The organism is Candidatus Accumulibacter similis (genome assembly GCA_013347225.1).
Lineage (GTDB): Bacteria > Pseudomonadota > Gammaproteobacteria > Burkholderiales > Rhodocyclaceae > Accumulibacter > Accumulibacter similis.
Window position 1 is genome coordinate 242,625 of sequence record CP054595.1, and the last position, 20,436, is coordinate 263,060.

The 20,436-nt window shown below is 64.5% G+C and carries 17 protein-coding genes and 1 CRISPR repeat array; of the genes, 16 read left to right on the top strand and 1 reads right to left on the bottom strand.

Annotated features, from left to right (window positions below):
- The first annotated feature begins 9 nt into the window (after positions 1-9).
- From cas4 to HT579_01175, 16 genes are all read left to right on the top strand, one after another.
- Entirely contained in the window at positions 10-633 is a 624-nt protein-coding gene (gene cas4 / locus HT579_01100; protein ID QKS27686.1) for a CRISPR-associated protein Cas4, read from the top strand.
- Between the two features lie 7 nt (positions 634-640).
- Complete coding sequence (cas1c, locus tag HT579_01105) at positions 641-1,669, top strand: type I-C CRISPR-associated endonuclease Cas1 (GenBank protein ID QKS27687.1); 1,029 nt, start codon at positions 641-643, stop codon at positions 1,667-1,669.
- Positions 1,670-1,680: 11 nt separating this feature from the next.
- Complete coding sequence (gene cas2, locus HT579_01110) at positions 1,681-1,971, top strand: CRISPR-associated endonuclease Cas2 (protein QKS27688.1); 291 nt, start codon at positions 1,681-1,683, stop codon at positions 1,969-1,971.
- A 178-nt stretch (positions 1,972-2,149) separates the two neighbouring features.
- A CRISPR array of direct repeats spans positions 2,150-2,839; the repeat unit is 37 nt; unit sequence GGTCGCGCGCCCCGCGAGGGGCGCGCGTGGATTGAAA.
- Between the two features lie 121 nt (positions 2,840-2,960).
- A complete protein-coding gene (locus HT579_01115; protein ID QKS31423.1) occupies positions 2,961-4,010 on the top strand; it encodes a Fic family protein in 1,050 nt (349 codons plus the stop codon).
- A 169-nt stretch (positions 4,011-4,179) separates the two neighbouring features.
- The gene (locus HT579_01120) at positions 4,180-4,851 is read left to right on the top strand and encodes a TetR/AcrR family transcriptional regulator (protein ID QKS27689.1); all 672 of its coding nucleotides are present in this window, start codon (positions 4,180-4,182) and stop codon (positions 4,849-4,851) included.
- 23 nt (positions 4,852-4,874) lie between these two features.
- The gene (locus HT579_01125; GenBank protein QKS31424.1) at positions 4,875-5,951 is read left to right on the top strand and encodes an efflux RND transporter periplasmic adaptor subunit; all 1,077 of its coding nucleotides are present in this window, start codon (positions 4,875-4,877) and stop codon (positions 5,949-5,951) included.
- Complete coding sequence (locus HT579_01130; GenBank protein ID QKS27690.1) at positions 5,948-9,031, top strand: efflux RND transporter permease subunit; 3,084 nt, start codon at positions 5,948-5,950, stop codon at positions 9,029-9,031. Before HT579_01125 ends, HT579_01130 begins: the two co-directional genes overlap by 4 nt.
- Before the next feature lie 289 nt (positions 9,032-9,320).
- Positions 9,321-9,959, top strand: a complete 639-nt coding sequence (locus HT579_01135; GenBank protein ID QKS27691.1) for an ATPase — start codon at positions 9,321-9,323, stop codon at positions 9,957-9,959.
- 18 nt (positions 9,960-9,977) lie between these two features.
- On the top strand, positions 9,978-10,565 hold the full coding sequence (locus tag HT579_01140) for a DUF2764 family protein (protein QKS27692.1): 588 nt from the start codon (positions 9,978-9,980) through the stop codon (positions 10,563-10,565).
- A 7-nt stretch (positions 10,566-10,572) separates the two neighbouring features.
- Positions 10,573-12,306, top strand: coding sequence for a V-type ATP synthase subunit A (locus HT579_01145; GenBank protein ID QKS27693.1), 1,734 nt, complete (start codon positions 10,573-10,575; stop codon positions 12,304-12,306).
- Positions 12,299-13,594, top strand: coding sequence for a V-type ATP synthase subunit B (locus HT579_01150; protein QKS27694.1), 1,296 nt, complete (start codon positions 12,299-12,301; stop codon positions 13,592-13,594). Before HT579_01145 ends, HT579_01150 begins: the two co-directional genes overlap by 8 nt.
- 33 nt (positions 13,595-13,627) lie before the next feature.
- Positions 13,628-14,233, top strand: a complete 606-nt coding sequence (locus tag HT579_01155) for a V-type ATP synthase subunit D (GenBank protein QKS27695.1) — start codon at positions 13,628-13,630, stop codon at positions 14,231-14,233.
- A gap of 160 nt (positions 14,234-14,393) precedes the next feature.
- Positions 14,394-16,154, top strand: a complete 1,761-nt coding sequence (locus HT579_01160; protein ID QKS27696.1) for a hypothetical protein — start codon at positions 14,394-14,396, stop codon at positions 16,152-16,154.
- Between the two features lie 76 nt (positions 16,155-16,230).
- On the top strand, positions 16,231-16,701 hold the full coding sequence (locus HT579_01165) for a V-type ATP synthase subunit K (protein QKS31425.1): 471 nt from the start codon (positions 16,231-16,233) through the stop codon (positions 16,699-16,701).
- A gap of 310 nt (positions 16,702-17,011) precedes the next feature.
- Entirely contained in the window at positions 17,012-17,599 is a 588-nt protein-coding gene (locus tag HT579_01170; protein QKS27697.1) for a TRAP transporter small permease subunit, read from the top strand.
- On the top strand, positions 17,599-19,095 hold the full coding sequence (locus tag HT579_01175) for a TRAP transporter large permease subunit (GenBank protein ID QKS27698.1): 1,497 nt from the start codon (positions 17,599-17,601) through the stop codon (positions 19,093-19,095). The genes HT579_01170 and HT579_01175 overlap by 1 nt, the downstream gene beginning before the upstream one ends.
- Positions 19,096-19,237: 142 nt before the next feature.
- Here the strand turns inward: HT579_01175 and dctP are convergent, their stop codons facing one another.
- Positions 19,238-20,317 carry a TRAP transporter substrate-binding protein DctP gene (gene dctP / locus HT579_01180; GenBank protein ID QKS27699.1) on the bottom strand — a complete coding sequence of 360 codons (1,080 nt, stop codon included), beginning with the start codon at positions 20,315-20,317 and terminating at the stop codon, positions 19,238-19,240.
- Positions 20,318-20,436: the final 119 nt, after the last annotated feature.

A 20,436-nucleotide genomic window follows, 5' to 3' on the forward strand; every position in this document is an offset into this window, starting at 1 on the left:
GCCGCGGGCGTGTCTGACGATTTGGAGCCGGTCAATGTATCGGCGCTCAACCAGTACGCGTATTGCCATCGCCGCTGTGCGCTGATCTATCTCGAAAACGAATTCGAGGATAATCGGCACACGGCGTACGGCAACGCGGAACATGCCCGCGTCGACCAGATGGCGCACCCCAGCAATCGGGAAGGCGCGCGTGTCGAGTACGCCCTGCCGATCTGGAGCGACCGCCTGGGGCTGATCGGCAAGGGCGATGTGGTCGAGTTCTGGCCGGACGGAACGATTTACCCTGTGGAATACAAGCACGGAGCGAAGAAGCAGCACGACAACGATGACCTGCAACTGGCAGCACAGGCGCTGTGCCTCGAAGAGATGTTCGGCAGGCCGATCCGGCAGGGAGCCATCTTTCACGCCAAGAGCAAACGCCGTCGCGAGGTAGTGTTTACCAGCCAGTTGCGCGCCGCCACCGAACAGACCGTCGCCTCGATCCGCCAGATGCTCGCGTCCCGGACAGTCCCGCAGCCCCTGAACAACGAAACGCGCTGCAGGGAATGCTCGCTGATCGACCTGTGCCAGCCGGTGGCGCTTGGGAAGCTCAGGCTGCTCCGCCGCGAAGACTTGTTCGACCCGAATCGTTGAGAACCACGTGCAACTGCTGAACACGCTTTACGTCACCCAGTCGGCAAGCTACCTGCGGCTGGAGAACGATACCCTGTGTGTCGAGATCGAACACCGGGTGCGCCTGCGGGTACCACTGCACCATCTGGCCAGCGTCGTGTGCTTCGGGCATGTCAGTCTGTCGGCGCCTCTGATGCATCGCCTGGCCGACGAGGGCATTGCGCTGGTTCTTCTCGATGACCACGGGCGTTTCAAGGCCCGGCTCGAAGGCGCGACGTCGGGCAATGTTCTATTGCGGCAGGCCCATCACCGCCGCGTCGATGACGCAGTGTTTACCCTCGAGACCGCCCGCACCTGCGTCGCGGGCAAGATCAAGAACGCGCGGCAGGTACTCCTGCGCGGTGCTCGCGAAGCCAAGTCAACTACGGATGCAGCTGCCCTGGCACGGGGCGCGGATGATCTCGCCGCCGCCCTTCGCGGATTGCCGCAGGCGGCTGATCTCGAGGCCCTGCGTGGCTTTGAAGGCGTGGCTGCCCGCCAGTACTTCGCCGTACTGAACCTCATCGTGCGGTCGGACTTGCGCGCCCATTTCCCCTTGGACTGCCGCACCCGCCGGCCGCCGCGCGACCGGTTCAACGCCCTGCTGTCATTCGTCTACGCGATGTGGATGAACGACTGCCGATCCGCCGTCGAGGCCGCCGGACTGGATCCGCAGATTGGCTTCCTCCATGCGGTGCGCCCAGGACGCGCCGCGCTGGCACTTGATCTGCAGGAAGAATTCCGACCGCTGGCAGATCGCTTGGTACTGACCCTCATCAATCGCGGCCAGGTCAATCCGGAAGCTTTCGTCTTTCGCGAAGGCGGTGCGGTCATGCTTCAAGATGATGCCCGCAAGGCGGTGGTGGTCGCGTTTCAGGAGCGAAAACAGGAAACCATGACGCACCCACTGCTGGCACAGCCGATTCCGCTGGGCGTGATTCCACTCGTGCAGGCTCGCTTGCTCGCGCGCGCCATTCGGGGTGAATCAGACGGCTACATGCCGTTCGTGATGCGCTGAAGGCCACTGCGATGCTCGTCATCGTCTGTTACGACGTCAACACCGAAACCTCCCAGGGCCGCCGCCGCCTCCGGCGAGTTGCAAAGATCTGTGAGAGCACAGGGCAACGTGTCCAGAAATCGGTGTTTGAATGCCAAGTCAATCTGATGCAGCTCGATGAACTCGAGCGTCGCCTGCTACGCGAGATCGACGCGAACGACGATTGCTTGCGCCTCTATCGAATGGCTGACACGCGAGGATGCGAAGTGCGCGACTATGGCCGATTCAAGGCCACCGATTTTGTCGGACCACTGGTAGTATGAAGCGCGAATCCCAAGTGACGGGCTTTATTGTGGACGGTTCGCGCGCTCGGGAACGTCATGATTCTGCGGAAGAAACGAGGCCACCCCTATGACCGACCGTGTCAATGGAGTAGCTCATGGTGACGTTCGCGTTTGCGCGGGATTTTCTCTTGGCGCTTCAAGCTCATATACGCCAAGGGGTCGCGCGCCCCGCGAGGGGCGCGCGTGGATTGAAATGATTCTGCAGGTTTCAGGCATCAGACCCAAACCTCGGTCGCGCGCCCCGCGAGGGGCGCGCGTGGATTGAAATTTCGAGATCAGTCTTGTCTGCTTCAGCCTGCTTCGGTCGCGCGCCCCGCGAGGGGCGCGCGTGGATTGAAATCGGCTCGAGTCGTCCTTGTACGCAAAGCCGTAGTTGGTCGCGCGCCCCGCGAGGGGCGCGCGTGGATTGAAACTTTCAAGAAGCCGCCTTCAGGCAAAGCGCCAATGGGTCGCGCGCCCCGCGAGGGGCGCGCGTGGATTGAAACACTTCAATCTTGGAATTGAATCGGAACGGCAAATGGTCGCGCGCCCCGCGAGGGGCGCGCGTGGATTGAAACGCGAAAGGGGACATCGAGCCGACCGACTGCCCGCGGTCGCGCGCCCCGCGAGGGGCGCGCGTGGATTGAAACCCGCGGTGGGCGTCGCCGGATTGCGCGAACTCCGCCGGTCGCGCGCCCCGCGAGGGGCGCGCGTGGATTGAAACCTTGATGGCCCGGATGAGGTCCTCGCGATTCGGGGGTCGCGCGCCCCGCGAGGGGCGCGCGTGGATTGAAACACGCCATCCGGAGAGGTGGCGTAGTACCCGAGGCTGGTCGCGCGCCCCGCGAGGGGCGCGCGTGGATTGAAACTTGCTGACCAATGCCCGACGCGAGGCGTTAGATTCAGGACAAACCAGGAAATTGCCATTGACACCCATTCCAAGGCCGCCCAGCCTCAAAATGGGTGTCAATGGGTGTAGTATTGGTTGCATGCTACGTTCAGACACCATCCAGATCACACCCGAGATCCTGAGCCTGATTGCCCGGATCGACGAATTCAAAGGCGCATGGCGGGCCTTGGGAGTCTTGGCGCCTGAGCGCCTTTCGGCGCTGCGGCGGGTGGCGACCATAGAAAGCATCGGTTCGTCCACCCGCATCGAGGGCAGCAAGCTGAGTGACCGAGAGGTCGAGCGCCTGCTCTCCAATCTGGCCATCCAGTCCTTTGACACCCGCGACGAGCAGGAAGTGGCCGGTTACGCTGAACTCATGGATCTGGTGTTCAGCTCGTGGCAGGACATCCCCTTCAACGAGAACCACATCAAGCAACTGCACCACATCCTGCTGCGCCACAGCGAAAGGGATGCGCGGCACCGGGGGCAGTACAAGACCAATTCGAACAGCGTCGCCGCCTTCGATGAAAACGGGACACAGATCGGCATCGTTTTCGATACCGCCAGACCGTTTGACACGCCACGGTTGATGGCCGAACTGGCGTCGTGGGTGAACGACGAACGGGAGAGGGGGCATCTGCACCCCTTGTTGATCATCGCGATCTTCGTCGTGGTGTTTCTGGAAATTCACCCTTTCCAGGATGGCAACGGACGTTTGAGCCGGGTGCTGACGACCCTGCTGCTGCTCCAGGCCGGCTACGCCCATGTGCCGTACAGTTCGCTGGAGAGTGTGATCGAGCTGAACAAGGAAGCCTATTACCTGGCCCTGTGCCAGACAGAGGGCACCATCCGCACGGAGGCCCCCAACTGGCAGCCATGGCTGGTGTTCTTCTTGCGCTCACTGGCCGAACAGGTTCGGCGCCTGGAGAAGAAGGTCGAGCGCGAAAGGATCGTCCTGGCCGCGCTGCCCGAACTGTCGCTGCAGATCGTGGAATTTGCCCGCGAACATGGGCGCGTCACGATGATGGATGCCATCAAACTGACCGGGGCCAGCCGCAACACCCTCAAGCAGCACTTCCGCGACCTGACCGGGCGCAACCATCTTGAGCAGCACGGCAGCGGACGCGGTGTCTGGTACGGGTTGAAGTGACCGGGATCTCATGATTGAGTGCCGGCCCATGTCTTGATCCTGGTGGCGACCGATTTGCCCCCGGGACGTGCTCGCGCCGGACTTCCTCCGGCAGTGATCCCGGCACTGGATTTGACTGCCGCAGCGATGACCGTTATATTACTGACCAGCCAGTCACTAACCAGAGCCAATGCATCCCACGGCCCCTCACGAGTCTTCGGCCACCGCGCCGGGCGAGGCTTCGGCTCGCCGCCGGCGCAAGGACGCGCGCCCCTCCGAACTCCTGGCCGCGGGACTGGAACTCTTTGTCGACAGGGGCTTCGCTGCCACCCGGCTCGACGATGTCGCACGCCGCGCCGGGGTCGCGAAGGGTACCCTCTATCTCTACTTTCCGAGCAAGGAAGCGCTGTTCAAGGCGGTGATCGAGGACGGCATGGTCGCGGCGCTGCTCGCTGCCGAGGAACGGTTGGCGGCCCATCGGGGGCCGGCCGCCGAGCTGCTGCACGAGCTGCTCCTCGGCTGGTGGCAGCAGATCGGCAGCACGGCGCTCGCCGGCGTCAGCAAGCTGATCATTTCCGAAGCGAGGAACTTCCCCGAGATCGCCGATTACTACCGCGAGCGGGTGATCAGCCGCGGCCGTGCGCTGTTGCGGCAGGCGCTCGAGCGCGGCATCGACCAGGGCGAGTTTCGTCCGCTGCACGTCGACGCGGCGATCGACGTCATCATCGCGCCGCTGCTGATGCTGGCCATCTCGCGCTTCTCGCTACGCCTGTGCGGGCACGAGGTGTCGCCCGAGGACTACCTCGAGACGCATTTCGAGTTGCTGTTGCGCGGCCTGCGGCCGGCCGGAGACCGTCCGTGAGGGTCCGCCGCGCGGCATCGCCACTGCGCCTGCGGCTGCTGCCCGCGCTGCTGCTGCTCGCTGCGCTCGCCGGCTGCGGCCGGGAAGCAGCGGCACCCGAACCACCGCGACCGGTACTGACGCGCGTCCTCGGCGAAACCGCCGGTGAGGCGACGCTGAGCTATTCGGGTGAGGTCCGCTCGCGCCACGAGACGCCGCTCGCGTTCCGCATTCCGGGCAAGATCACCGCCCGGCCGGTCGATGCCGGGGCCATCGTCAGCGCCGGTGACGTCCTCGCCCGGATCGACCCGGCGGACAGCCTGCTGTCGGTCGAAGCGGCCAACGCGCAGCTCGAACTCGCCGCCGCCGATGTGCAGCGCTGGCGACACCTGCGGGAACGGAACTTCGTCAGCCAGGCGGCGCTCGACGGCAAGGAAAGCGCCTACCGGGCAGCGCGCGCGCAGGCCGCACTGGCGCGCAACCAGTCCGCCTACACCGTGCTGCGCGCCGACCAGGCGGGCGTCATCGGCCTGATCACGGCGGAAGTCGGGCAGGTGGTGGCTGCCGGCCAGACCGTCATGCGCCTGGCACGGGCCGATACGCTCGAGGTGGCGATCTCGATCCCCGAGGCGCGCATGCCCGACGTGCGTTCGCTCGGCGCCGCCGAGATCAGCCTCTGGGCCGAGCCGCAGGCGCGCTACGCCGGAACGCTGCGCGAGCTGTCGCCGGTGGCCGACCCGGTGACGCGCACCTATGCGGCACGGGTGGCGATCCGCAAGCCCGACGCCCGCGTCCTCCTCGGCATGACGGCCACGGTCCGCTTCCTGCGCCAGGATGGCAGCAGCCGCCTGAGCGTGCCGCTGACGGCGATCTTCCAGCACGCGGGACAACCGGCCCTCTGGGTGGTCGACGCGGATCAGGTCGTCAGCCTGCGGCCGGTCGCCATCGCCGCCTACCGCGAAGACAGCGCGATTCTCGCCAGCGGCGCCGCTGCCGGTGAGCGGATCGTCGTCGCCGGCGTGCACAAGCTGAGCAGCGGCGAACGCGTGCGTGCCATCGAGCAACCCGACCGCCGCGGCGCGCCGCCGACCAGCACCGCAAGCGAGCCGGCGGGGCGATGACGCCGCCCAATCTCTCCGAGTGGGCGCTGCGCCACCGCTCGCTGGTGGCCTATCTGATCGTCGTCCTGATGCTTGCCGGCGTCTTCTCGTACTTCCGGCTCGGCCGCGCCGAGGATCCGGACTTCACCTTCAAGGCGATGGTCGTGCGCACGCTGTGGCCGGGAGCGACGGCGCCGGAAGTGCAGCTGCAGATCACCGAGCGCATCGAGAAGAAACTGCAGGAAGTGCCGTGGGTCGACGTGCTGCGCTCGCAGACGCGGCCCGGCGAGTCGCTGATCACCGTGCTGCTGAAGGACTACACGCCGAAGAAGGAGGTCCCCGATTCCTGGTACCAGGTGCGCAAGAAGATCGGTGACATGCGGCACACGCTGCCGCAGGGCGTCGTCGGCCCTTTCCTCAACGACGAGTTCGGCGACACCTTCGTCACCATCTTCGCGCTCACGGGCGACGGTTTCGACCTCGCCGCCCTGCGCCGCGAAGCCGACCGCATCGGCCGCGAACTGCGGCAGCTGCCGGACGTGAAGAAGATCGAGTTGTTCGGCGTGCAGGACGAGAAGATCTACATCGAAGTGTCGCACGCCAAGCTGGCAACGCTCGGGCTCAACCCGCTCGCCATCTTCGATGCCCTGCAGCGGCAGAACGCGATGACTCCCTCCGGTTTCTACGAGACACCTTCCGACCGCGTTCGCATCCGTGTCTCGGGAGACTTCGAGTCGGTGGAAAACATTCGCGAAATCGGCATCCAGGCCGGCGGTCGCCTCTTCCGCCTCGGTGACATCGCCAGCGTCGAGCGTGGCTTTGCCGATCCACCGACGCCGCGCATGCGGGTGCAGGGACACGATGCGATCGGCATCGGCATCGCGATGAACCGCGGTGGCGACGTGATCAGGCTCGGCGAACGGCTGCACGCCGCACGCGAACGCCTGCAGCGGCAGTTGCCGGTCGGCATCGACCTGCACGTCGTCGCCGACCAGCCGGAGATCGTCCGCCAGTCGATGAACCTCTTCATGTCGTCGCTCGCCGAGGCGGTGGTGATCGTCCTCGTGGTTTCCTTCATCAGCCTCGGCCTGCGCACCGGCGCCGTCGTCGCGCTGTCGATTCCGCTGGTGCTCGCGGTGACCTTCCTGCTGATGTACGCCTTCGGTATCGATCTGCAGCGCATTTCCCTCGGCGCACTGGTGATTGCCCTCGGGCTGCTCGTAGACGATGCGATCATCGCCGTCGAGATGATGGTGGTGAAGATGGAGCAGGGCTGGGATCGCTTCCGCGCCGCGACCTTCGCCTATACCTCGACCGCCTTTCCGATGCTGACCGGCACGCTGATCACCGCGGTCGGTTTCATGCCGGTGGGCCTGGCGCGGTCGGGTGCCGGCGAGTACACCTTTTCGATCTTCGCCGTCGTCAGCATCGCCCTGCTGGTGTCCTGGGTGGTGGCGGTGGTCTTCACCCCCTATCTGGGCTATCTCGTGCTCGATGCCGCGAAGCTGCAGCGGGCGGCGCTGGAGCATGGCGCCGATCCGTACCGCACGCCGTTCTATCGCCGCGTGCGGGCAAGCGTCGAGTGGTGTCTGCGACATCGCTGGCTGGTCATCGGCGCGACGCTGCTGGCCTTCGTGGCCGCCCTGGCCGGACTGAGCCTCGGCGTGCAGAAGCAGTTCTTCCCCGCCTCGAGCCGGCCCGAGGTGCTGGTCGACCTGTGGCTGCCGAACGGCTCATCGCTGAAGGCAACCGAGGCCTGCGCCCGGCGCGTCGAGGAACTCCTCGCCGTGCCGGAGATGGCCCGTTCGATCCGCTATTACGCCAGCTATGTCGGCAACGGCAGCCCGCGCTTCTACCTGCCGCTCGACCAGCAACTGTTCAACGACGGCTTTGCACAGTTCGTCATCACGACGCACGACATCGCCGCACGCGAGGATCTGCGGCGTCGCCTCGAGCAGCGTTTCGCCGACGAAGGCGGCGAATGGAGCGGCCTGCGAACGCGCGTGCTGCGCCTCGAGAACGGCCCGCCGGTCGGCTTCCCGGTCGTCTTCCGCGTCTCCGGCGAGGATATCGGCGAACTGCGGCGAGTGGCGGCCGAGGTTGCCGCGGTGATGCGCGGCAGCCCGCACCTGAAGGAAGTCAATTTCGACTGGAACGAGCTCGGCAAATCGATCCGCGTCGACATCGACCAGGACCGCGCCCGCGCCCTGGGAATCAGCTCACAGGAACTTGCCGCCTTCCTCAACTCGATGCTGACCGGCATCGCGGTGACCCAGATGCGCGAGGGCGACCAGTTGATCGACGTCGTCGCGCGCGCCGCCGGCGACGAGCGCGCCCGCATCTCGGCGCTGGCCGACATCAACATCCACACCGGCAGCGGGCGTTACGTGCCGCTGGCGCAACTGGCGAAGATCAGCTACGAGCTGGAAGAGCCGGTGATCGCCCGCCGCAACCGGCTGCCGACGGTGACGGTGCGTGCCGACATTCGTGACGGCATGCAGGCGCCCGCCGCGACGGCGCGCATCGATCCGCTGCTCGACCCGCTGCGCGAGCGCCTGCCGCCGGGATTTCGGATCGAAGCCGGCGGCGCCACCGAAGAGTCGGCGAAGGGCGAGAATTCGATCAAGGCGGTGATGCCGCTGATGCTGGTGAGCGTCATCACGCTGCTGATGATCCAGTTGCAAAATGTCGGCCGCATGCTGCTGGTGCTGCTGACGGCACCGCTCGGACTGATCGGCGTGGCGGCGGCCTTGCTGCTCTTCCACGTTCCCTTCGGCTTCGTCGCCAACCTCGGAGTCATCGCGCTCTCCGGAATGATCATGCGCAACTCGGTGATTCTGGTCGACCAGATCGAGCAGGACCGGAAGGCCGGCATGCCGCCCTGGGAGGCGATCGTCGGCTCGACCGTGCGCCGCTTCCGGCCGATCATGCTGACCGCCGCCGCCGCCATCCTGGCGATGATCCCGCTGACGCGCAGCGTCTTCTGGGGCCCGATGGCGGTGGCGATCATGGGTGGACTGATCGTCGCCACGCTGCTGACGCTGCTCTTCCTGCCGGCACTCTACGCGGCGTGGTATCGCGTGCAAGCAGGCGAGCGCTGACAGCCACGGCGCGGCAATCGCCCGGATCGCTGGCCCTCGCCAACCGCCTTGGCATCGGTCCCGCCGACAACCCCTGCCACATCGCCGCACGCAGGACGGTCACCGCCGGCAGAGTGGCTGGTCTCAACCAGGCAATTCCCCCCGGGAGCGGCCTTGCCGGGGCGAACCGAACTTCCGGGGATGCCCCCGAACAGGCTGCCGGGAACGGTTTGACTCGGCCCGCAGATGTCGGCGATACTGCCGCCGAACGGCAGGCACATTTGCCATCTGGATCGGGCAGAGGCTCTTCATGGCTATAGAGTTGCAGCACCTGATTGATCGAATCAATCAGGAAGCGGTGGAAAAGGGTGAGCAGGAAGCCAATCGCATCGTTGCGCGGGCACGGGAGCAGGCCGCTGCCCTGGTAAGGGAAGGCGAAGCCGCGGCCCGGGCGCACCTCGAGAAGGCAGAGAAGGACTCCGAGGTCTTCGTTGAACGGAGCACGCGCACCCTCGAGCAGGCGGCGCGAGACCTGCTGATCAGCGTCGGACAGGCTGTGGAAAACATCATTGCAGACATCGTCAGCGACGCCACCGACGAGGCCCTCGACCCCGACACCCTGAAACGCATGATGGTGAAGATGGCGCAGGCTTACGCCGAAAGAAACGGTACCGAGAGCCGCATCGAAGTCCTCGTCGGCAAGGAGGACCAGTCGGAACTGGTGCGGTTTTTCGCCCGCCAGTACCGGCACCGCCTGGTCCGGGGACTCAACATCCGCGCCGACGCCGGCGTGCGCCGGGGCTTTCGCGTGATCCTCGACAACGACCGGGTACACCACGATTTCACCCGGCCAGCGATCGCCGAAGCTCTCGGCAACTTTCTCCGCCCGCACCTGGCCGAGATCGTCTTTCGTGCTGCGCGCGCGGCGAGCAGCAGTGAGCCCGGCTGATCCGCGTACAGGCTGACCATGTCCTACCACTACCTGGTCGCCAGCCTGCCGATGTTGTCCCTGGATACGCCGCCGCCGTTCTCTTCGCGAGACTTCCTGTCACACTGTCACGGCGTGCTGAAGACGAGCGACCTGGCCGTCCTCGAGGCCATCGTCAGCGGCAGTGTGGTTATCGGGAATGCCGTTGCTGCCACCTGGACGGCACGCGAGACGCAGACACGCAATCTCATTGCACAATTTCGCGCTGCGCGTCTGGGGGTCGACCCCCGCCCTTTCCTGCGCGATCACAGTGGCTACGACGTGGCCCTGGCGCAGGCGGTCACCGACGCGCTGGCCGCAGCCACACCGGTCGAACGCGAGCAGGCCCTCGACCGGTGCCGCTGGCGCATTGCCGAAGAGCTGTCCCTCGCGGATCCCTTCGGCTTTGCTTCGATCCTGGCTTTCGCCATCAAGCTGGGCATCGCCGAACGCTGGGCCCGGCTGACCGAAGCGGCAGGCGGGCGCCAGGCCGAGGCGCTGCTGGCGGCCATGAGTCAGGCTCCGGACACTGCGGCGCACGGCGACACTCCGGACAGTCCGGCGCGGTCGGCAGCGCCACGAGAATGAGCACACCATGAGTGAAAACAGCGGAACGATCATTGGCATCAACGGCAATCTGTTGACCGTGGAGTTCACCAGGGCGGTGGTACAGAATGAAGTCGCCTACGCGGTGATGGCTGACCGACGACTGAAGGCCGAGGTGATCCGCATCCGCGGTTCCTACGCCGACCTGCAGGTATTCGAGGACACCACCGGTCTCAAGGAGGGTGACCGGGTCAGGTTCACCGGCGAGTTGCTGGCTGTCGAACTGGGTCCCGGCCTCCTGACACAGGTCTTCGACGGTCTACAGAACCCGCTGCCACAGCTGGCAGAGCATTGTGGCTTCTTCCTGCAGCGGGGCGTCTATCTCGATGCCTTGCCCCGCGACCGCCTCTGGGCCTTCTCGCCGACGGCCGGGCCGGGCGACCGTGTCACGGCCGGCGAGACGCTCGGCAGCGTCCCCGAGGGTATCTTTCAGCACCGCATCATGGTCCCCTTCAGACTCCGCGGAGCGTTTACGGTCGAGCGGATCGCCGCGCCCGGAGACTACACCGTCAGCCACCCGATCGCCACACTGCGGGGGGCCGACAATGAGGTGGTCGAGGTGACGCTGATGCAGCGCTGGCCGGTGAAGATGCCCATCCGCGCCTACAGGGAGCGACTGCGTCCGGGGGAGCCGCTGGTGACCAAGGTGCGCATCGTCGATACCTTCTATCCCGTGGCACGCGGCGGCACCTACTGCATACCTGGGCCCTTCGGCGCCGGCAAGACCGTTCTGCAGCAGATCACCAGCCGCTACGCGGATGTGGACATCGTCATCATCGCGGCGTGTGGCGAGAGGGCCGGCGAGGTCGTCGAGACGCTGCGCGAGTTCCCGCAACTGACCGACCCGCGAACGGGCAAGAGCCTGATGGATCGGACGCTGATCATCTGCAACACCAGTTCGATGCCGGTTGCAGCGCGCGAAGCATCGGTCTATACAGCCGTCACGATCGCCGAGTATTACCGCCAGATGGGCCTGAACGTACTCCTGCTGGCCGACTCGACTTCGCGCTGGGCGCAGGCCCTGCGCGAGATGTCGGGTCGACTCGAGGAAATTCCCGGCGAGGAGGCTTTTCCCGCCTACCTCGAATCGGTGATCGCCGCCTTCTATGAGCGCGGCGGCATCGTCCGGCTGAAGGACGGCAGCCTGGGCTCGGTAACCATCGGCGGCACGGTCAGTCCGGCCGGTGGCAACTTCGAGGAACCGGTCACCCAGAGCACGCTCAAGGTCGTCGGCGCCTTTCATGGTCTTTCCCGGGAGCGCTCGGACCAGCGGCGCTTCCCGGCCATCGATCCGCTCGATAGCTGGAGCCAGTATTCCGGGGTGGTTGCTGCCGAGCAGGTGAGTCTCGCACGCAGCATCCTGCACAGCGGCAACGAGGTGAAGCAGATGATGAAAGTGGTTGGCGAGGAAGGCACTTCGATCGATGACTTCGTCGTCTTCCTCAAGAGCGAGTACATCGATGCGGCCTACCTGCAACAGGACGCCTACCACGAGGTGGATGGAGCGAGCAGCGCCGAACGCCAGCGCTACGTGTTCGAGCGCATCCACCGTCTGCTGGGCAGCAGGATGAGCTTCAACGACAAGGACAGTGCACGCCGCTTTTTCCAGAACCTGACGCAGACGACCAGGGACTGGAACCGGGTGGACCAGAATGACGCAGACTTCCTGCAGATCGAGCGGCAGCTCGAGCAGATGATCGCGGAGGTGTCACAGGATGCATAGGGTATACCAAGGCATCGATCGCATTGCCGGCAACGTCATCACCGTCAGGGCAACCGGCGTCGGCTACCGTGAACTGGCCCAGGTCAGCTCACGTCATGGCAGCTCGCTGGCGCAGGTGATTCGCCTGCAGGGCGGCAGCGTCGATCTGCAGGTATTCGCCGGCGGTCGCGGCATCGCCACCGATGCCGAGATCCGCTTTCTCGGACGGACGATGCAGGTGCCCTTCTCACGCTCCCTGCTTGGGCGGGTGTTCAACGGCAGCGGGCAACCGCGGGACAACGGGCCGGAGATCAACAAGAACCTCATCGACATCGGCGGCCCATCGGTCAACCCGGCGCGGCGAATCATCCCGCGGCGCATGGTACGCACCGGCATCCCGATGATCGATGTCTTCAACACTCTGGTGGAATCGCAGAAGCTTCCCATCTTCTCCGTCGCCGGCGAGCCCTACAACCAGCTGCTGGCCAGGATCGCCATGCAGGCCGAGGTGGACGTGATCATCCTCGGCGGCATGGGACTGAAGCACGACGACTACCTGTTCTTCCGCGACCTGCTCGAAGAGAACGGTGCTCTCTCGCGCGCCGTTCTCTTCATCCACACCGCCTCCGACCCGGTGGTCGAATGTCTTCTCGTACCGGACATCACACTGGCGGTGGCCGAGCATTTCGCGCTGCTGAACCAGCGTGTCCTGGTCCTGCTGACCGACATGACCAACTTCGCCGATGCAATGAAGGAGGTCGCCATCACGATGGAGCAAATCCCTTCGAATCGCGGTTACCCCGGCGACCTCTACTCGCAGCTCGCGGCCCGCTACGAGAAGGCGGTCGACTTCGATGCTGCCGGCTCGATCACCATCCTGGCGGTGACCACGATGCCGGGGGACGACGTCACGCACCCGGTACCGGACAATACCGGCTACATCACCGAGGGACAGTTCTATCTGCGCAACGGCCGCATCGAGCCCTTCGGTTCGCTGAGCCGACTGAAGCAACTGGTCAATGACCAGACGCGCGCAGACCACCGGACGATCATGAACACCATGATCCAGCTTTACGCCTCGTACATGGAAACGCTCGAGAAGCAGTCAATGGGCTTCCGCATGAGTGCCTGGGACAACAAGCTGCTTGCCTTCGGCCAGCGCTTCGAGAACGAGCTGATGGACCTGAAGGTGAACATCCCGCTCGAACACGCCCTGGATCTCTGCTGGCAGATCCTTGCCGACACGTTCGAGCCGGCGGAGACGGGAATCGCGTCGAAACTGACCGACCAGTTCTGGCCCCGCCGCTGACATCCGGCAAGACAAGGACGCTGACCACCACCGATGGCGACCATCAAGCACACCAAGAACGAGTTGAAGGCGCAGCGGGAAGCTCTGAAACGCTTCCAGCGCTACCTGCCAACCCTGCTGTTGAAGAAGCAGCAACTGCAGGTGGAGGTTCGCCAGCTCGAAGCCATGCTCGAGGTGGCGCGTGCTGCCGAGCAACAGGACCGTGCGGAGCTTGCGAAGTGGGTTCGCCTCTTCGCCGAACCGGTGGAATGGAAAGACTGGCTGAGCGTGCGCGAGGTCCGCCTCGGTCAGGGAAACATCGCCGGAGTGGCGATCCCCGTGCTTGCCGGCGTCGATTTTTCCCGCCAGGTGCCCGACCTGTTCACTACACCGGCCTGGCTGGACGACGCCCTCGACATGCTGCAGCGACGCATCCAGCGGCGCCTGGAACTGCAGGTGCTCGAAGAGCAGTTGCGCCGGCTGGCTGCCGAGTTGCGCACCACCAGCCAGCGCGTGAACCTTTTCGAGAAGGTCAAGATACCCGAGGCCAGCGAGCACATTCGGGTGATTCGAATATTCCTCGGCGACCAGATGACCGCCGGAGTGGCACGCTCGAAGATGGCCAAGGCGAAGGCCGTCGAGCAGTTGACCGCCACCTGACGAAGCCCATGGCCGCCTATCCAGTTTGCTCGTCCATGCAGGCCGACGGCACCGACCACTGCACGCACGCCGGGCGCAACCAGCGCCCGCCGAAGGGTGGCGGCAACCGGCCCATTGTCCCAGCGGCCTGCCCGCAACCCCCAGGAAAAGGTGCGAGTCAATGATCGTCCCGATGCAGAAGGTAATCGTCCTCTCCCGTGCCGCCGGCCGCGAAGCGGACCTGCTGTCGCTGCGGCAGCTTGGCGTGCTGCACCCGGTACTTGAGCAGGCCGTCGAACACGAAGACATCGAGGGCGAGCGACGGCGCCTCGACTACATCAGGCGCGCCGCCGAAGTCCTGCCCAACCTGCCACGCGCGCAGCCTTCAGGAAGAAGCCCCGGCGAGGTGGTCGACGAGTTGTCGCGGCTCCTCCGGCTTCGTCGGGAGACGGCCGAGGAACTCGAACGTCTGCGCCAGGAGTGCGCGCGCGTGTCGCCGTTCGGTGACTTCTCTCCCGGGGATCTCGCCGCCCTGGCCGGGAAGGGCGTGTTCATCCGCCTGTTCCAGGCGGCTCCGGACAGTCGTCCGGTGGTGCCGGCGGCTGCGGTATGTCTCGAAACGTCCCGCACCCGAACCGCTGTATCGTTCGTCATCGTCACGGTCGGCGAAACGCCCGAGATTGCCGCCCAGGAACTGCGCCCGCCGGCGATGTCGCTGGCCGAGATCAAGAGCCGGATCGGCGAAATGGAAGCGACTCAGGCCAGGATCGCGGACCAGATAGGATGCTTCGCCGGCGATCGTGCCGCTCTGGCCGACATGCGGGCCGAGGCGGAGGAGGCTGTCCAGATGGCCGAGATCCGCGCCGGCATGAGTTGTGCCGCGGCCGAACTGGTCTACCTGCAGGGCTTTTGCCCCAGCGATGACGTCCCTCGCCTGCGCGAGGCTGCCGGGAAGAACGGCTGGGGGCTGGTCATCGACGAACCGGCAGCCAGCGACCTGGTGCCGACTTTGATCCGCAACCCGCGCTGGCTGAAGCCGATCGAGTCGGTCTTCGAGCTGATCGGCATCCTGCCGGGCTATCGTGAGATCGACGTCAGCCTGTGGTTCCTGCTGTTCTTCAGCCTGTTCTTCGCCATGCTGGTGGGCGACGCCGGCTACGGGGCGATCTTCCTCGGGCTGACGCTTTGGGCGCAGCGCAGATTCCCTACGAGTCCGACCCATGCCTTCACCCTGCTCAAGATCACCAGCGTCGCGACGATCGTCTGGGGCGTGCTGACCGGCACCTACTTCGGGATTCCAGACCTGCCGGCACCACTCGCGGCCCTGAAACTGAGCTGGCTGGGCGACGAGGAGCATGTCAAGGACCTGTGCTTCTGGATTGCCGCGATCCATCTCTCGATCGCGCACGTGTGGAACATCGCCAACCTCATCCGCAGCCCGCAGGCGCTGGCCCAGGTCGGCTGGCTGTGCGTCGTCTGGTTCATGTTCTTCAGCGCCCGTTCGGTGGTACTCAACCTGCCGTTTCCGTCGATCATGACCTGGGTGTTCGGCGCGGGCGTCGTGCTCATCGTGCTTTTCATGACACCGCGCCGGAACCTCAGGGACGAGTGGTTCAACCACGTGATGCTGCCACTGAACCTGGTCGGCAGCTTCGTGGACGTGATTTCGTACATCCGGCTCTACGCCGTCGGCACCGCCAGCTTTGCCATCGCATCGACCTTCAACATCATGCTGGCACCGATGTTCGACGGCTGGCTGAGTGGGCTGCTCGCGGCATTGCTGTTGTTCGTCGCGCACACGGTGAACATCGTCCTCTCGGTAATGGGCGTGATGGTGCACGGCATCCGGCTGAATACGCTGGAATTCGCCAGTCATCTCGGGCTGCAGTGGAGCGGTTTTCCCTACCGGCCGTGGCAGCGCATGCGGCCAACGTCCCCTTGAACGGCACGCTGCGGTTGTTCGCGACCACGATTGGCAAACACCTGACATAAAGGAGATTGAGTTGGATACAGATGTGATGGTCAGCCTTGGGCGTCTGGGAGCGGCTGCAGCCGTCGGCCTGGCTGCAGCCGGTTCTTCCCTGGGCGTTGGCGCGGCCGGTCCGGCCGCTGTCGGCGCCTGGAAGAAGTGCTATGCGCAGGACAGGGCAGCTCCCTTCGTGCTCTTCGCCTTCATCGGGGCGCCGATGTCGCAGACAATCTACGGCATGATTCTGATGGGCTGGATCAATACCGCACTCGATGCCTCGCTCGCTGCACATCAGGCGATCAACTGGGGGGGCATGCTTGGCGCCGGGATCTTCGGTGGTCTCGGCATGGGCGTCTCGGCCTGGTACCAGGGAGTGATCGGCGCCGCCGCAGCCGATGCCATGGCTGAAACCGGCAAGGGTTTTGGCAATTACCTGATGACCCTGGGCATCATCGAAACGCTGGCCATCCTGGTTCTGGTGTTCATTCCGCCCGCGTTCCGTCTTGCTGGTGGCGCCTGACAGATTGTGACGAAATCGTCGCGAACAGGGGCAGAGCGTACCGGCAGAAAACCGCCGGGGCATCTCCGAGAAGGCTCATCCTGCTGATTATTCATCAGTTTGATCATCCGGCAGAGGACTACACGGGAGTCGTCAAAGCGTTCTCCCACGCATCGCAGATGTGCCATAATCGCTGACGCTGCTTACGGCTTCCGTGACAGCGAGTTCGTGTCTGACGGCACAGCCCGATGATTTGCCCGTTACGAGGCGAAGCGCAGGCAATCGGGTCCAGGAGGAGATGCATGTTCTGTCGTCCATGGAGGGATGTCCGGTGAATGGTTTGCTCAAACTCTCGCAGCTGATCGACGGGCTCACCGAGCGCGTCGGCAAGGCACTGATCTGGCTCGTCCTGATCGTCACCCTGATCGCAGCCGGCAACGCGGTCATGCGCTACATCTGGAACTACAGCTCGAACGCCTTTCTCGAAATCCAGTGGTACCTGTTCTCGGCGATCTTCCTGCTCGGTGCCGGCTACACGCTGCTACGCAACGAGCATGTGCGCATCGACCTGATTGCCGGCCGGCTGAGCCGCCGCGGCCAGGCCTGGATCGACATCTTCGGCATCATCTTCTTCCTGCTGCCGATGGCGATCGCCATCATGTACATGTCGTGGCCGATCTTTCTCCTCGCGCTGCAAAGCGACGAGCAGTCGAGCAACGCCGGTGGCCTGGCGGTGTGGCCGGTCCGCCTGCTGGTGCCGATCGGCTTCTTCCTGCTCGTCCTGCAGGGCCTTTCCGAGCTGATCAAGCGCTTCGGTTTCCTGCAGGGACTGTGCCCCGACCCGACGGAGAAAGGCCACAAGCCGACACCTGAAGAGGAACTGGCGCTGGCGATCAAGGCACAGAAGGGAGAGCTCTGATGACCGACTTCCTGATAGCCAACATGGCGCCGATCATCTTCGCCTCGATGGTCATCTTCCTGCTCGTCGGTTTCCCGGTCGCCTTCGCGCTGGCAGCCAACGGCATCTTCTTTGGCCTCATCGGCATCGAACTCGGGCTGCTTGGACCGCAGCTGTTCCAGGCCCTGCCGGACCGCATCTTCGGCATCATGAACAACGACACGCTGCTGGCGATCCCGTTCTTCACCTTCATGGGACTGATCCTCGAGCGATCGGGGATGGCCGAGGACCTGCTCGACACCATCGGCCAGCTCTTCGGGCCACTGCGCGGCGGCCTCGCGTTCGCGGTGATCTTCGTCGGTGCGCTGCTCGCCGCGACCACCGGCGTCGTCGCCGCGTCGGTGATCTCGATGGGACTGATCTCGCTGCCGATCATGCTGCGCTACGGCTACGACACGAAGCTCGCGACCGGCGTCATCGCCGCTTCGGGAACGCTGGCACAAATCGTTCCGCCGTCGCTGGTGCTGATCATCATGGCCGACCAGCTCGGCAAGTCGGTCGGCGACATGTACAAGGGCGCTTTTCTGCCCGCCATGGTACTGACGGTTTTTTACGTCGGCTACGTGATCCTCGTCGCCATCTTCAAGCCGCGCTGGGCACCTGCATTGCCAGCCGAGGCACGAACGCTGCACGGCGCCAAGTTGCTGATGCGCGTGCTGACGACACTGCTGCCACCGCTGTTCCTGATCTTCCTTGTTCTCGGGACGATCTTCCTCGGCATCGCGACGCCGACCGAAGGCGGCGCGATGGGTGCCACCGGCGCGCTGATCATGGCGCTGGCGCGCAAGCGACTGAGCTGGAGCCTGCTCCGGCAGGCGATGGAAACGACCGCCAAGCTGACCACCTTCGTCGTTTTCATCCTCGTCGGCGCACGGGTGTTCTCGCTGACCTTCTACGGCGTCGATGGCCACCGTTGGGTCGAGCACCTGCTGACCGGACTGCCGGGCGGCGAGGTCGGCTTCCTGATCGTCGTCAATGTGCTCGTCTTCCTGCTTGCCTTCTTCCTTGACTTCTTCGAACTCTCGTTCATCGTCGTGCCACTGCTCGGACCGGTGGCGCAGGCGCTCGGAATCGACCTCATCTGGTTCGGCGTGCTGCTGGCGGTGAACATGCAGACTTCGTTCATGCATCCGCCCTTCGGCTTTGCGCTCTTCTATTTGCGCTCGGTGGCACCGGCCGCCGTCAAGACGACCGACATCTACTGGGGGGCGATCCCCTTCGTCTGCATCCAGATCATCATGGTCGCAATCCTCATCTTCTTCCCGCAACTGGTCACGTTCGGCCTCGACCAGGACGTCAAGGTCGATCTGGATTCGGTGCAGATCGAAATGCCGAGCTCCGACTACGGCACACCTGCGACGCCGCCCGGACTGGAGGCTCCGAAGGACCCGGCAGCCGACTCGGAAGACGCCGCCAGCAAGGCGATACGCGATGCGATGAAACAGGAGGCGAAGTAGCCCCTGCGGCGAGCGAGAAGCGCATCGGTCGCCGGCCTGCTGCAGAAGAATGGGGAGCGGGGCAACACAGCCCCGCTCCCCATTCTGTCCTGCCGGGTAGCGCGCAGCGGGCAAGCAACGGCCGCTGCGCGAGTAAGACGCCCTAGCGTTTGCTGAAGATGTAGTTGGTGTACGAACCCTCGGCGACTCGCATCCAGAGAACCTGGTCGTCCATGAACTTCTTGTAGTCGTCGTACACCTTCTTGAACTCGGCATTCTTCGCCGATGTCTCGGCATAAAGCTCCATCGCGGCCTTGTAGCAGGCGTCCATGACTTCCTTCGGGAACTGTTTCAACTGCGTTCCCGAGCCGACGAGTTGCTTCAGCGCCGTCGGATTCCTGGCATCGTATTTGGCGACCATGTCTACGTGCGCATCGGCACAGGCGATCTGCAGGATGGTCTGGTACTCCTTCGGCAGCTCTGCCCACTTCTTCCGGTTGACATAGGCCGACACCTGCGGACCGCCCTCCCACCATCCTGGGTAATAGTAGAACTTGGCCACCTTGTTGAAACCGAGCTTCTGATCGTCGTATGGGCCGATCCACTCGGCGGCGTCGATCGTGCCCTTCTCGAGTGCCGGATAGATGTCGCCACCCGGAATCTGCTGCGGCACCGCTCCCAGCTTGGTGAGGACGGCACCGGCGAAGCCGCCGATGCGAATCTTCAACCCATTGAGGTCAGCTACCGTCTTGATCTCCTTGCGATACCAGCCGCCCATCTGGGTCGTCGTGTTGCCGCAGGGAATGGTCATGATGTTCGACTTGCCGAAGAACTCGCCAAGCAGCTTGCCACCGTTGCCGTGACGCATCCAGGCGTCCATCATGCGATTCGTCATGCCGAAGGGAACCGCCGTCTCCAGCGCGTACGTGGGATCCTTGCCGAAGAAGTAGTAGGAGACGGTATGGCCCATTTCCACCGTGCCGTCCTTGACGGCATCGAAGACCGCTGGCCCGGGGACGATCTCGCCACCCGCGAAGACCTGGATCTGGAACTTGCCGCCGGTTGCCTCGGCAACGCGCTTGGCCATGACTTCGGCACCTCCGTAGATGGTGTCGAGGCTCTTCGGGAAGCTCGAAGCCAGGCGCCACTTGATCGTCGGCGCACTCTGGGCAATTGCCGGCATGGCCATGGTGCCGGCGGCAAGACCGACACCAGCATTCTTCAAGAACGAACGTCTTTCCACTTTCTTGTCTCCTGTAAGGTTTGTTGTCAGCGAGGTGCACGGCGATTATAGCCAAAGCTGCCGTGCTTGCATCAAGGACTTGCCGTTGCGGACGGCGACGTTCCGTCATCGGCGAGGCG

Excerpts from the sequence above, each read along its gene's own strand:
- cas2 (QKS27688.1), top strand. The coding sequence starts at position 1,681 with ATGCTCGTCATCGTCTGTTACGACGTCAACACCGAAACCTCCCAGGGC.
- HT579_01115 (QKS31423.1), top strand. The coding sequence starts at position 2,961 with ATGCTACGTTCAGACACCATCCAGATCACACCCGAGATCCTGAGCCTG.
- HT579_01120 (QKS27689.1), top strand. The coding sequence starts at position 4,180 with ATGCATCCCACGGCCCCTCACGAGTCTTCGGCCACCGCGCCGGGCGAG.
- HT579_01130 (QKS27690.1), top strand. The coding sequence starts at position 5,948 with ATGACGCCGCCCAATCTCTCCGAGTGGGCGCTGCGCCACCGCTCGCTG.
- HT579_01135 (QKS27691.1), top strand. The coding sequence starts at position 9,321 with ATGGCTATAGAGTTGCAGCACCTGATTGATCGAATCAATCAGGAAGCG.
- HT579_01140 (QKS27692.1), top strand. The coding sequence starts at position 9,978 with ATGTCCTACCACTACCTGGTCGCCAGCCTGCCGATGTTGTCCCTGGAT.
- HT579_01145 (QKS27693.1), top strand. The coding sequence starts at position 10,573 with ATGAGTGAAAACAGCGGAACGATCATTGGCATCAACGGCAATCTGTTG.
- HT579_01150 (QKS27694.1), top strand. The coding sequence starts at position 12,299 with ATGCATAGGGTATACCAAGGCATCGATCGCATTGCCGGCAACGTCATC.
- HT579_01155 (QKS27695.1), top strand. The coding sequence starts at position 13,628 with ATGGCGACCATCAAGCACACCAAGAACGAGTTGAAGGCGCAGCGGGAA.
- HT579_01160 (QKS27696.1), top strand. The coding sequence starts at position 14,394 with ATGATCGTCCCGATGCAGAAGGTAATCGTCCTCTCCCGTGCCGCCGGC.
- HT579_01165 (QKS31425.1), top strand. The coding sequence starts at position 16,231 with ATGGTCAGCCTTGGGCGTCTGGGAGCGGCTGCAGCCGTCGGCCTGGCT.
- HT579_01175 (QKS27698.1), top strand. The coding sequence starts at position 17,599 with ATGACCGACTTCCTGATAGCCAACATGGCGCCGATCATCTTCGCCTCG.